Raw genomic sequence first — 13,502 nt, 5'->3', positions numbered from 1 at the left:
GGATGAAAATTTGATAATAAACATATACGATATGAACCTAAGAACAAAATATAAAAGATATTTCCGGGCAGCCTGCACCACCTTGCTGTTGCTGGCGTTCGTGGGCTGTGCAAAAGATAAACTGGTAGAGTACGGTCCCGGTGACGCTACCGGTAAGGTGGTTATGGTCAGCCTGAAAGTCGGTATTCCCCCCGCTGTAGAGCCTGCATCAACGAGCGGATATTCCGCCGCTAAGTCGCTTTTTAGGGATAGGAACGATTCCGGGTTGTCGTTTACAGTGGCTTTGGAACAAGGACAAGAACCACATGAGGTAACTACCCGGGTATCTGACGGCACGACCAAGTTACACAACCTTTGGCTTTTCCAATTCGATGAGCACGGTTCCATTAAGGGAAATCCTCATAAACTGAGTGATGCAGTAACAGCCATAAATGATTTGATGACGATAGACGTCCCCCTCGTAGTATCAGAGAATCAAACCTTGTACCTGTTGGTATTAGGCCCTAAACTTAACTATGATATGAGCGGAGTGAGCACTCTTGATGAACTCAAGAATTGGAGTTTTGACTATCTTATTAATGTAGAAGGGCATACCCAATCGCTTATCACCGCAGATGATGAAGTACCGCTGGCCGGAGAAGTGTCAGGTGTCACTGTGGTGGACATCGACGGTGGTAAGCGTGGTCTGGTAGAATACAACAAACCGGCCGGGTTTGTAGGAGGCATCGAAATCGAGAGGTTGATGGCACGCGTTACCTTACGTTACAAGTTCGAGGTGGAAAATTACCGGTTACAAGGTTTGAAATTGCTGAATGTGAACAATACTATCCGGCTCACCAATCTTAAAAAAAATACCGATGCGGATACATACGCCACATTTGAAATGGATCAGTTGGGTGAGCCCGATTCCAATGGCTATTACTCGGCAACATGGTATGTAGCGCAGAATCGGCAAGGGACGGTTACAACTATTCTAAGTGAAAGCCAGCGCTACTACAAAGTGGTCAATAAGGTGCCTTCAGGTGCTGCGCCGCCACTGGGCACGCAGATAGAGGCATGGGCATACCCTACTACCGGAACAAATGAATACGCGATCTACCAGATATATGTTGGGAATAATAACACCAATAACTTCGATGTGGAACCCAACCATTTTTATAATTTGCGTACTGCCATAAACGCAGAGATAAACTCGGCGAAGAACGATGAACGGATCAGGGCATATACCATCAGCCAGTATGTGGAATTTTTTTCCAGCCTTAACGTAAAGGCTTCTGGGGCGTCATTCAGCACCCTGTACAACAAAACGGGTGCCACTTATGACCTGGATGCAGCTTATAGTGTCCGCCCGATAGTTATACAGACTCAAGGAAGGAAAGTGGAAGTGGAAATATATACTGACGAAGATTGTACGCAGAGAGCCGATAAGGGAAGCAGTTGGCTCCTCCTGTCTTCCTCTTCCAACTATACGGATGCATTCAATAATGTTAAAGAGCCATTGGATACCCGTGTTACGGCAAGTTCCATACTTCCCACTCAGGTGAAGTTTTATCTCTATAATAAGGAATACATTTATGATGATGACGGCAAACTGGTTGACCCGGGTGAATCCGATAAATTAGGAAAGCGTTCTTTATACATTAAAGTAACTACTATGCCAGAGGGTGAAGGAGAAACATTGCAAACTTTCCATATATTCAGACTGGACCAGCGCCCGGCAGTATATGCCGGGTGTTTTGGAGGAGAAAGAGACACTGACGGAAACTATACAATGGGATTGGTGCATGACAGACCGCAACGTAGTGTATACCAGTATGACGTATCATCGGGTAAAGTGGAATATGGTTACGATGGGATTGTGACAGCTGCTCATTCATACGGGACGGATGACGTGTATTATGGAAAAAACGCGACGGTAAACCTGGCCGAGAATATAAAGAACCTTACTTGGAGTGGTAATATACCTGTCCCGCAGAAAGATGCTTCCGGACATATATTGCTATATCAATATCAACACCCGGCTAGTACGTTTAGTGCAAGGGCTTGCTATGATAAGAACCGGGATGAAGATGGAAACGGACGAATAGAAGGGGAGGAGTTAAAATGGTATTTACCGGCATCCAATCAACTGATTGGCCTCTATATCGGCAGTCTATTAGATGCCAGCAGCGGGCAAACAATTACAGAAGATGGAGGTACTTCTGCCAAAAGGTGGTATTACGGGCTTAACTCTTACTATAAGACTGAGGGTGGTGCAAGGTGTGTAAGAGACATCCCTCTCCCTTCCGTTACTTATTAATGATAAAATGAAAATATAAAGAATAAAATGAAAAGAATAACTGTCATAATCTTCGCATCCCTTTTTATCTTGCTAAAGGGATATTCCCAGACAATAGAAGTCTATGAAGATTTAAGAGGAAACAAGTATGCGGCTATTAATTCGAAAGATTTGCCTAAACAAAGGATCAGAGATAAAAGTGCTGTCTTTTATAACAACATTCAATTATACGAGTACACCTCGACTGGTCAAAATACGAATCCTATTACCGATAGTGAGGGCAACCCTGTTTATACAGACAGGATTATCCGGCATATAGATAGCATGTCTGAGGCAGGCAAAATCAATAAGACTGTATCTGCATTTTTTATAGTCTCTCCGGATATCGTATATAGCGATGGCAATGATAGCGAGGGAAAAGACAGTGGAACGCAAACAATGAATTGGGCTACGGCAAATGGCTATCTTGCTACGGCAAACAGTAATAGTTATAGTACGGAGAAGAATATTGCTGTTCCCAAGGGATGCGCAATGTATCGGGGGAAAGACGGTCAGGACGCTCCGGGAACATGGCGGATACCTACACTGCGTGAAGGAAGCCTGATTATGATTTATTATAAGGAATTAGAGGCCACAGCTACCCAAGGTACCGATTGTAAAGCATTTGCCTTATCTGACATAAAACCAACCACCTATTGGTTAGCGACGGAAAATACAACTTCTTCTCAAGCATGGTCAATGACAATTTATCCTGATGCGACAAGAGTGAAATATAAGTCTGCCAGAGATCTCAAGGCAAGCTCCTATTATCTCCGTTGCATCCGGGATATTCCATAGAATAGAAATATAAGTTTGCTCATTCATTTACAAAAGATACAAAATAACTGATCAATCAAATGAAAACGATAAAAGCCGAAATATTAATGATTGAAGGAGCGCCGTTTCCTGTCATCAAAGAAATATATGATCCTTCAAATGAAAGGCGTAATGGGACCATTACACCGGAAGCTCCCATTATTATCACCGGACAGAACCTGGATATGCTGACATGGGAAAGTACCAATCTATACCTTGTCTCTTCCGTAAATGACAGAATGTTGATAGAATGTGGCGATATCCATAAATATTCGGACGATAAGATTTATATGACAGTTCCTGATATTAATGAAGGTGAATATTTCCTGGCACTGATGATTTTGATGAAAGATAAAGAAAGTTTTTTATACATCTTTCCCATATCTTTGGTGGTACAGTTTGCTCAATCGAAATGGCACGACTGACATCCGTATGATAAAAATAACGGCAAACAACATAATTGATAAATAGCAGTCCATGGAAAAGAACCAGCCATATAAGCAGGATAAAGTATTCGATAATATATTGGAAACAGAAGAGTTTAACGTCTATACTAAAATTGACGATTTACCTCTTGATGAAAATCCTATGTATCTTGAAGAAGGGATAAATGGGATATGCACGGGAGGAAGTGCGTTATTCAATGTTTTTGGTAACAAACGACGGATTGTTTCCAATGATCTGGTAGTCATTTTCCCTTTTCAGCTGGCTTCTGTCACGGAGATTAGCAGTGACTTTTCAATGACGTTTCTAAAAGTACCCAAAAGCCTGTTTATGGATACAATAAGCGGGATATGTATACCTACGCTTGATTTCTTTTTCTATATGCGGAAAAATTTCAGCACTCCGCTATACGATGAAGAATGTCAACGTTTCATTCACTTTTGCAATATTTTGATTTTTCGTATCAACTTGCCCCGCAACTTATTCAGACGGGAGTCTATCATGCAGTTATTACGTGTTTTCTACTGGGATATATATGTGTCTTATAAAAGAAATCCGAAAGCTGCCGAATTAGTAAAATACACCCGTAAGGAAAAACTTTTATTCGACTTTTTTTGTTTGGTGATCGAATTTCATACCGTAAGTCGGGATGTTGCGTTTTATGCGAAAAAGATGTGTGTGTCCGCCAAGCATCTTACAATGGTAATTACAGATATGAGCGGTCGTTCGGCAAAAGACTGGATTATAGATTACTCCCTTCTTGAAATAAAGGCTCTTTTACGGGATTCTGACCTTGAAATAAAAGAAGTGGCCTCACGCACGAACTTCCAGTCGAACTCTGTTATGACAAGATTCTTTCGTGAACATACCGGTATGACTCCGTCTGAATACAGGGAGAGAATTTATGTAAAAAATGAAATTGATTTATAATTAGTTGAGTTATATATGAAATACCGCCTGTGAAGGTCGTCTATTGTTTGTTTTGTTTGTGTGGTGCACCTTCTTCCAAGAGTAGGAAAGGAGGTGCACCTTTTTTTATAGCTAAAAAAGAATAGATTAAAATGTGGAATAAATAGCTTAAAATGCTATATTTGCAAAATAGTCGCATTTTTAATATATTGGAGTATGATTTTAGAGTTTAAATTTAGAAATTTCAGATCAGCTAAGGATTGGCAGATATTAAGTTTTGAAGCCTCTGCAGATAAGATTTCAGAAGAATATTACTGTACCACTATCAACGATACGAAAGTATTAAAACTCGGTATCCTCTATGGAGCTAATGCTTCAGGAAAGACTAACGTATTGCTAGCACTTGATTTCATACGAAAAATAGCCATTTCGCCTAAGATAAACAAGATGCAGCCTATCGGGTTTACTCCGTTTCTCTTGGATGATACGACAAAGAAAGAATGTGGAGTATTTGAATTGACTTTTTTTGTAAACAATATGAAGCATCTCTATTATCTTGAAGTAGATAATAGTGCTGTCCTAAAAGAAACACTTAAATATTATCCTGGTAAGCAACCAGCCGAAATTTTCTCCCGAGAGACCATTAATGGAATCACTCATATCCGATTAGGAAGCAAAGTCAAACTCAATGTGGCCGAGCAGGAAAAGTTGCAGGTAAATACGCTTAGTAATATGAGTGTTGTTTCAGCTTATGCTACAGCTAACTTTATGTTTCCTGAATTAGAACGTGTCTATAACTATTTCTTGAAGCAGTGGTTGCCTATACTCTTGCCCCAAACGGATTTGAAAACATGGACAACAGGAGAAATGGAAGCAGAGAAGGAGAATAAATCCTTTTTATTAGATTTACTGCACCGTGCAGATTTTAATATATCCGGTTTTGATGTTCAACAAAATGAGAAAAATAAAAAAGATACGGATTTGATATTTGAACATACGATTGTAGCCAATGGAACATCTTCTGTTCATTACCTGCCTGATATACTTGAATCAGCAGGAACAATGCGCTATTATGGTTTGGGAACTATTCTGAATATATTGCTTGAAAGAAATGCTATCATACCTGTTGATGAACTTGAGAATTCGCTGCATCCGGATTTATTTGCCCATTTCATCAACTTATTTTTGGTTAATTCGACTTATTCGCAGCTGATTTTCAGTACGCATAATCTCCAATCATTAGACACCGAGGATTTACGTAAAGATGTAGTCTGGTTTACAGAAAAAAAGGATGATGGTTCAACAGACCTGTTTTCACTTGATGACTTCAATATCCGCAATGGCGTTTCGTTTCTCAATGCATATAATGCAGGGAAATTTGGCGCCAAACCAACGCTGGGCGGTATTTTTATTTCTAAAAAACGATAAGTATGGCACGCGAAAAAAGAATAAAAGAAATATCTCCATTGATATAAACAATCCGCACACTTCATATTCAAGGGTATTTGAAGTGTTTGAAGAACTATTACAGAAGAGATAGATAAACTATCGTTTTAATTCTATCTGACAAATTAAATAGCTTAATTTAATTTGAGTCAGGAAAATACAGTGAGTACAAAACAGAATGTTTTTCGTCTTATCTATAAGTAAAAATATAGACTGGAATGAAAAGCCGACTGAAACAACGAATATTTGCACTTTCTCTATTAGCATGGACAGCCGTATGCCCTGCCGATGCACAGCAAACACGCTCGCTTCGCGATCAATTCTTAAGTCCTTCCGATGAAGCAAAACCCTGGACTTTTTGGTATTGGATGTATGGTGCCGTGTCTAAAGAAGGGATTACAGCCGATTTGGAGGCAATGAAACGTGCCGGATTAGGAGGTACTTATCTGATGCCGATTAAAGGTATTCATGAAGGCGCCCAATACGATGGCAAGGCGCAGCAGCTAACTCCCGAATGGTGGGAGATGGTGCGTTTCAGCATGGAAGAAGCAGATCGTTTGGGACTGAAATTGGGAATGCACATCTGTGATGGTTTCGCATTGGCGGGAGGCCCTTGGATTACTCCTGAAGAATCTATGCAAAAAGTGGTTTGGAGCGATACGATTGTAAACGGAGGAAAGTTGATGGCTATTTGCTTGCCACAACCGGAAGCCTATGAAAATTATTATGAAGATATTGCATTATTCGCTTTGCCGGTAGAAGACGCAGCGGATGAGATGCAGGCAAAAATCACCTGTGTCAACCTAGCTACGACAGGAAATATAAAAGCAGCTCAAACAGTGAATATGGATGCGGCGGGAGTGATCCGTTCTTCATATCCTTGTTATATCCAGTATGAATACGAACAACCCTTCACTTGCCGGAACATCGAAATCGTTTTAAATGGTAATAATTATCAGGCACACCGCTTGAAAGTAATGGCCAGTGATGATGGAGTGAATTATCGTTTGGTTAAGCAGTTGGTCCCTGCCCGTCAGGGATGGCAGAATACGGATGAGAATTCAACTCATAGTATTCCTCCAACTACCGCCCGTTTCTTCCGTTTCTACTGGACTCCTGAAGGAAGCGAACCGGGAAGTGAAGATATGGATGCTGCCAAATGGAAGCCCAATCTGAAAATAAAAGAATTACGCCTGCACCGGGAAGCCCGTCTGAACCAATGGGAAGGAAAAGTCGGACTGGTATGGCGTGTTGCTCAAGCGACTAAAGAAGAGGAATTCGGGAAACAGGATTGCTATTCACTTTCACAAGTCATCAATCTAACAAAGCAATATACCGGTCATTCGAATGGAAAAACATTGACCGCCACTCTCCCCAAAGGAAAATGGAAATTACTTCGCATGGGACATACAGCTACCGGGCATACCAATGCGACAGCGGGAGGTGGAAAAGGATTGGAATGTGATAAGTTTAACCCGAAAACGGTACGGAAGCAATTCGATAACTGGTATGCACAGGCATTTACAAAGACTAATCCCGAAATAGCTCGTCGTGTACTGAAATATATGCATGTCGATAGCTGGGAATGTGGCAGCCAAAACTGGAATAAACGTTTCGCTATTGAATTTCAGAAACGTCGTGGCTACGATTTGATGCCTTATCTACCTCTATTGGCAGGTATTCCGATGGAAAGTGTCGAACAAAGTGAAAAGATTCTGCGAGACGTACGTACTACCATATCAGAACTCGTCGTAGATGTGTTCTATCAGGTATTGGCGGACTGTGCGAAAGAATATGATTGCCAATTCTCGGCAGAATGTGTAGCTCCGACGATGGTAAGCGATGGTCTACTACATTATCAAAAAGTAGATCTTCCGATGGGTGAATTTTGGTTGAACAGTCCCACACATGACAAACCGAATGATATGCTCGATGCTATTAGCGGAGCGCATATCTACGGAAAGAATATTATTCAGGCTGAAGGATTCACCGAAGTGCGTGGCACGTGGGATGAATACCCCGGAATGTTGAAAGCCTTGTTGGATCGTAATTACGCATTAGGAATCAACCGCCTTTTCTACCATGTATATGTACACAATCCCTGGCTGGACCGCAAGCCCGGCATGACATTGGATGGCATCGGACTATTCTTCCAAAGGGATCAGACCTGGTGGGATAAAGGGGCAAAAGCCTTTTCCGAATATGCTACCCGTTGCCAGTCGTTGTTGCAATATGGACATCCGGTAACAGACATCGCAGTCTTTACAGGTGAAGAAGTGCCGAGACGTTCGATATTACCGGAACGATTGGTTCCCTCTCTGCCGGGAATCTTCGGTGCGGAACGAGTGGAAAGTGAACGCATCCGTCTGGCCAATGAGGGACAGCCTTTACGTGTACGCCCGGTAGGTGTTACTCATTCAGCTAACATGGCTGATCCGGAGAAATGGGTGAATCCGCTTCGTGGATATGCATACGATAGTTTTAATAAAGATGCAATCCTTCGTTTGGCGAAAGCAGAAAACGGACGAATAACGTTGCCGGGTGGAGCAAGTTATAAAGTGTTGGTACTACCTCTTTCGCGTCCTATGAATCCCGAACCTGTATTGTCATCGGAAGTGCAGAAGAAAATCAATGAACTAAAAGAAGCTGGCATTTTGGTGCCTTCTTTACCTTATACAGAAGAAGATTTTTCCGTGTATGGCTTGGAACGTGACATGATCGTGCCGGAAGATATCGCCTGGACACATCGTCGTGGCGAACTTGGTGAACTCTATTTCGTAGCCAACCAAAAGAACGAAACACGCACGTTTACTGCAAGTATGCGTATTAACGGTAAGAAACCGGAATGTTGGAACCCGGTGACGGGTGAGATGAATATTCATCCTTCCTATCGTATCAATGGAAACCGGACGGAAGTTACTCTCACATTGGCTCCTAACGAGTCCGTATTCATCGTATATCCTGCGGAGGGAGTACATGAAGGCTATGGAGAATCCTCTCTCCAACTGCAAAAGGAGAAAAAAGACACCGCCAAAGCCCCTTTAAACATAGCTTTGGAGGCAAAGGAATATACTATAACTTTTGCAGCTAACAAAAAAACGCTCACACGAAAAGAACTTTTCGACTGGAGCCAAGAATCGGACGAACAGATACGTTATTATTCGGGAACAGCGACCTATAAAACCACTTTTCGCTGGAAAAATAAACCGAATAAAGACCAACAGATTTATCTGAATCTGGGAACAGTTTATAATTTGGCAACTGTTCGTGTGAATGGTGTAGATTGTGGCACAATCTGGACAGCTCCTTATCGTGCAGATATTACAGGTGCCTTGAAAAAAGGAATTAATGAGCTTGAAATAGAGGTTACAAATACATGGGCGAATGCACTGACAGGAGCTGATGAAGGAAAAGCGCCGTTTGATGGCATTTGGACTAATGCAAAATATCGCAGGGCAGAAAAAACGCTGCTTCCGGCAGGATTACTCGGACCTTTGAGTTTTTCTACCACAGAATAAAATAGATTTTTAAGGCACGGATTACGCGGATTACACGGTTTATGAGAATCGTATTACATAAAGTAACAGCGCAATCCATGTAATCCGTGCCCAATTCATTATAATATAGCTAAAGTATGAAAAGTTCAATTATTAAAACAGGTGCAATGTTGGCAGGTTTTCTGCTTGCTGCCTGCCTGTCAACACACGCAGAAGTAAAGCTACCGGCTATTTTTTCTGATGGCATGGTGATGCAGCAACAGACCAATGCAAACCTTTGGGGGACGGCGACTCCTTATAAAAAAGTAACAGTGACCACTAGTTGGAATGGAAAACAATATGCAGCAACAGCAGATAAAAATGGGGCATGGAAACTGACAGTAGCTACTCCCGAAGCGGGAGGTCCTTATACTGTGACCTTTGATGATGGAACCCAAAAGACACTGAATAATATTCTGATAGGCGAACTTTGGCTTTGTTCCGGACAAAGTAATATGGAAATGCCGATGAAAGGATTCAAAAACCAACCGGTAGAAAATGCCAATATGGACATTCTTCACAGCAAGAATCCACAAATCCGTCTGTTTACGGTGAAACGTACTTCTACATTCACTCCGCAGAATGACGTTATCGGTTCCTGGAAAGAAGCCAATCCGGTTAGTGTCCGTGATTTCAGTGCAACAGCCTATTATTTCGGGAGACTGGTAAATGAAATATTAGATGTTCCGGTCGGATTAGTTGTAGCAGCCTGGGGTGGTTCCGCCTGTGAAGCATGGATGACGGCAGACTGGCTGAAAGCCTTTCCGGAAGCGAAGATTCCTCAAACGGAAGCCGACATAAAATCTAAAAACCGTACTCCGACCGTGCTTTATAACGGTATGTTACATCCGTTAATCGGTATGACCATGAAAGGAGTGATTTGGTATCAGGGCGAAGATAACTGGAATCGTGCCCATACGTATGCTGATATGTTTACCCGATTGATTAACGGTTGGCGTGCCGAATGGAAACAGGGGGATTTTCCTTTCTATTATTGCCAGATAGCTCCGTATGATTACGGGATTATTACCGAAAAAGGAAAGGAAGTGATAAATTCGGCATATCTCCGGGAGGCACAGGCAAAAGTAGAACATCGTGTAGCTAACAGCGGTATGGCTGTATTATTGGATGCAGGAATGGAAAAAGGTATCCATCCCGCAAAGAAACAGGTTGCAGGCGAACGCCTGGCACTTTTGGCTTTAACTAAAACGTATGGAGTGGAAGGCGTGAATGGCGAAAGTCCTTATTATAAAAGCATTGAAATAAAGAACGACACCGTAGTTGTCAGCTTCGAACGTGCCAATATGTGGATTAGCGGCAAGAACTGTTTCGAATCGAAAAACTTTCAGGTAGCCGGCGAAGATAAAGTTTTTTACCCGGCCAAAGCATGGATAGAACGTAGTAAGATGCTAGTGAAAAGCGATAAAGTGCCGCACCCGGTAGCTGTTCGATATTGTTTTGAAAACTATGTGGAAGGAGATGTATATTGCGACGGATTGCCTTTAGGGTCTTTTCGTTCAGATGATTGGTAATCGCAAATAAACAAGGTAAAATATGAAAAATATATGAAGAGATTTTATCTGATTATAACCATACTGTTTGTTGGCGTGTCGGCTCTTTGGAGTCAGCATGCCAATGTCATTTGGAATACTCCCAGTCATAATTCTTCTGAATCTATGCCCTGTGGCGGTGGAGATATCGGGATGAATATATGGGTAGAAGACGGTGATGTTATGTTCTATGTGAGCCGTAGCGGCACATTCGACGAAAAAAACTGCCAGTTAAAACAAGGGCGTGTACGTCTCCGCCTGTCGCCCAATCCTTTCAAAGACGCTAAAGATTTTCGTCAGGAGTTGAAGCTGAAAGACGGATATGTAGAAATCGCGGCAGGAAACACACAGATACAATTTTGGGTAGATGTTTTTCATCCGATTATACATGTAGAGGTAACAAATGCACAACCGTTGCAGACTGAAGTCTTTTATGAAAATTGGCGCTATCAGGAACGACCTGTCAGAAAAGGAGAGGGGCAACAGTGTTCCTACAAATGGGCTCCCCCGAAAGGTACTGTGACGGAGGCCGACTGTGTTTCTTTAGACAAAATTACTGATTCAACAGGAAAGGCTGAAACAAATAGGACTTCAATAAAAAGGAACCAACTTCTGTTTTATCATCGCAATCCCGAACAGACCGTTTTTGATGTAGTTGTAGCTCAACAAGGAATGAACGAAGTAAAATCTCAAATGATGAATCCTTTGAAAAACTTGACTTTTGGAGGAACTCTTTTGGGTGAAAACTTAGAATTTGCAGGCACTGCGGATGATGTATATGCCGGAACAGACTATCGTGCTTGGAAATTCCGTTCTTCCAAAGCAGCCCGGAAAGAACATATCTGTATTGTGTTACATACAGACCAGACAGAAACAATAGAAGAATGGGAGCAGGGACTACAAACTGCTTTACAAAGAATAGCCCCCAAAGGTAAAGTTTCATTGAAAACTATCATACAGGATAAAAAACAGACCCGTTCGTGGTGGAATTCCTTTTGGCAACGCAGTTTTATCGAAGCAGAAGGGGAAGCAAAAGAAATAACCAGAAACTACACCCTTTTCCGCTATATGCTGGGATGCAATGCTTATGGCAGCGTACCGACTAAATTTAATGGCGGACTATTTACCTTTGATCCTTGCCATGTCGATGAAAAACAATCTTTTACTCCCGACTACCGGAAATGGGGAGGTGGTACGATGACTGCACAGAATCAACGTTTAGTATACTGGCCGATGCTGAAAAGCGGAGACTTTGATATGATGCCTTCCCAGTTTGATTTTTATAACCGCATGTTGAAAAATGCAGAACTGCGAAGCCGTATATATTGGCAACATGATGGAGCTTGCTTTAGCGAGCAGATCGAAAATTTCGGTTTGCCGAACCCCGCAGAATATGGTTTCAAACGACCGGACTGGTTCGACAAAGGATTGGAATATAATGCCTGGCTGGAATATGAATGGGATACGGTTCTTGAATTCTGCCAAATGATATTGGAAACAAAGAACTATGCAAATGCTGATATTACCCCTTATTTACCTCTGATCGAAAGTTCGCTGACATTCTTCGACGAACATTACCAGCAACTAGCTTCCCGCCGAGGACGGAAAGCGTTGGATGGCAACGGACATCTGATTCTTTTCCCGGGTTCTGCTTGTGAAACATATAAAATGACCAATAACGCAAGCAGCACCATCGCCGCCCTGAAAGTGGTATTAGAAACATACGGAGAGAAAGAGGAGATGCTAAAAGCAATACCTCCGATTCCATTGCGATACATAGAAATAAAAGATACGTTGAATCCGACTATTGCTCCGGTCTTGAAGCAAACAATTTCGCCCGCCGTAAGTTGGGAACGAATTAATAATGTTGAAACGCCACAACTTTATCCAGTGTTTCCATGGCGTATTTATGGAGTAGGAAAGGAGGATCTGGATATAGCCCGTAATACCTACTTTTATGACCCGGATGCCATCAAGTTCCGTTCGCATACCGGATGGAAACAAGATAATATATGGGCTGCCTGTTTAGGCCTGACCGAAGAAGCAAAGAAACTATCTTTAGCCAAATTATCGAATGGACCGCATCGTTTCCCCGCATTTTGGGGACCGGGATATGATTGGACACCCGATCACAACTGGGGAGGTAGCGGCATGATAGGACTTCAGGAAATGCTATTGCAAACCAATGGAGAACAAATACTCCTTTTCCCGGCATGGCCGAAAGAATGGAACGTACATTTCAAACTTCATGCTCCGGGCGAAACAACAGTAGAAGCCACTCTCAAAAACGGAAAAGTGACGGACTTGAAAGTTTTACCGGAAAGTAGAAAAAAGGATATTGTTATAATGATTGAAAAGGAAAAATGATAATTTTGCGGAGTGCCCTGAAAGGGCTTAATTATATAGCGTAGGGCAACGCCCTACGTAAAAACGACAATCTGAATTTGCGCCCTGAAAGGGCATAATTGTATACGGTTCCGCCCT

General features: G+C 42.1%; 8 protein-coding genes. All 8 read left to right on the top strand.

Annotation, left to right across the window (positions count from 1 at the left end):
• The first annotated feature begins 31 nt into the window (after positions 1 to 31).
• The 8 genes from LPH68_RS16935 (at position 32) to LPH68_RS16900 (ending at position 13,385) form a co-directional block, all read left to right on the top strand.
• Entirely contained in the window at positions 32 to 2,299 is a 2,268-nt protein-coding gene (locus LPH68_RS16935) for a DUF4906 domain-containing protein (protein ID WP_008022261.1), read from the top strand.
• 27 nt (positions 2,300 to 2,326) lie between these two features.
• Positions 2,327 to 3,115 (top strand): hypothetical protein, encoded by a 789-nt coding sequence (locus LPH68_RS16930; RefSeq protein WP_008022262.1) that lies wholly within the window; start codon positions 2,327 to 2,329, stop codon positions 3,113 to 3,115.
• A gap of 59 nt (positions 3,116 to 3,174) precedes the next feature.
• On the top strand, positions 3,175 to 3,558 hold the full coding sequence (locus tag LPH68_RS16925) for a DUF4469 domain-containing protein (RefSeq protein ID WP_008022263.1): 384 nt from the start codon (positions 3,175 to 3,177) through the stop codon (positions 3,556 to 3,558).
• Between the two features lie 52 nt (positions 3,559 to 3,610).
• Positions 3,611 to 4,507: a helix-turn-helix domain-containing protein gene (locus tag LPH68_RS16920; protein ID WP_008022264.1), complete on the top strand. Its 897-nt coding sequence runs from the start codon at positions 3,611 to 3,613 to the stop codon at positions 4,505 to 4,507.
• 195 nt (positions 4,508 to 4,702) lie between these two features.
• Positions 4,703 to 5,914, top strand: coding sequence for an ATP/GTP-binding protein (locus tag LPH68_RS16915; protein ID WP_008022265.1), 1,212 nt, complete (start codon positions 4,703 to 4,705; stop codon positions 5,912 to 5,914).
• A gap of 236 nt (positions 5,915 to 6,150) precedes the next feature.
• Positions 6,151 to 9,450 (top strand): glycosyl hydrolase, encoded by a 3,300-nt coding sequence (locus LPH68_RS16910; RefSeq protein WP_151923794.1) that lies wholly within the window; start codon positions 6,151 to 6,153, stop codon positions 9,448 to 9,450.
• Positions 9,451 to 9,566: 116 nt separating this feature from the next.
• Positions 9,567 to 11,000, top strand: coding sequence for a sialate O-acetylesterase (locus LPH68_RS16905; protein ID WP_008640309.1), 1,434 nt, complete (start codon positions 9,567 to 9,569; stop codon positions 10,998 to 11,000).
• A gap of 33 nt (positions 11,001 to 11,033) precedes the next feature.
• Positions 11,034 to 13,385 carry a DUF5703 domain-containing protein gene (locus tag LPH68_RS16900; RefSeq protein WP_151923891.1) on the top strand — a complete coding sequence of 784 codons (2,352 nt, stop codon included), beginning with the start codon at positions 11,034 to 11,036 and terminating at the stop codon, positions 13,383 to 13,385.
• The last annotated feature ends 117 nt before the right edge of the window (positions 13,386 to 13,502 follow it).

The sequence above is a fragment of the Bacteroides sp. 1_1_30 genome (genome assembly GCF_020982715.1).
Lineage (GTDB): Bacteria > Bacteroidota > Bacteroidia > Bacteroidales > Bacteroidaceae > Bacteroides > Bacteroides xylanisolvens.
The sequence above is the reverse complement of the archived record's forward strand: the minus strand, read 5'-3'. Positions and strand labels throughout refer to the sequence as shown.

What these genes read in the sequence shown, in the direction of transcription:
- LPH68_RS16910 (WP_151923794.1), top strand. Translation starts at nt 6,151, where the DNA reads ATGAAAAGCCGACTGAAACAACGAATATTTGCACTTTCTCTATTAGCA.
- LPH68_RS16930 (WP_008022262.1), top strand. Translation starts at nt 2,327, where the DNA reads ATGAAAAGAATAACTGTCATAATCTTCGCATCCCTTTTTATCTTGCTA.
- LPH68_RS16925 (WP_008022263.1), top strand. Translation starts at nt 3,175, where the DNA reads ATGAAAACGATAAAAGCCGAAATATTAATGATTGAAGGAGCGCCGTTT.
- LPH68_RS16905 (WP_008640309.1), top strand. Translation starts at nt 9,567, where the DNA reads ATGAAAAGTTCAATTATTAAAACAGGTGCAATGTTGGCAGGTTTTCTG.
- LPH68_RS16915 (WP_008022265.1), top strand. Translation starts at nt 4,703, where the DNA reads ATGATTTTAGAGTTTAAATTTAGAAATTTCAGATCAGCTAAGGATTGG.
- LPH68_RS16920 (WP_008022264.1), top strand. Translation starts at nt 3,611, where the DNA reads ATGGAAAAGAACCAGCCATATAAGCAGGATAAAGTATTCGATAATATA.
- LPH68_RS16900 (WP_151923891.1), top strand. Translation starts at nt 11,034, where the DNA reads ATGAAGAGATTTTATCTGATTATAACCATACTGTTTGTTGGCGTGTCG.
- LPH68_RS16935 (WP_008022261.1), top strand. Translation starts at nt 32, where the DNA reads ATGAACCTAAGAACAAAATATAAAAGATATTTCCGGGCAGCCTGCACC.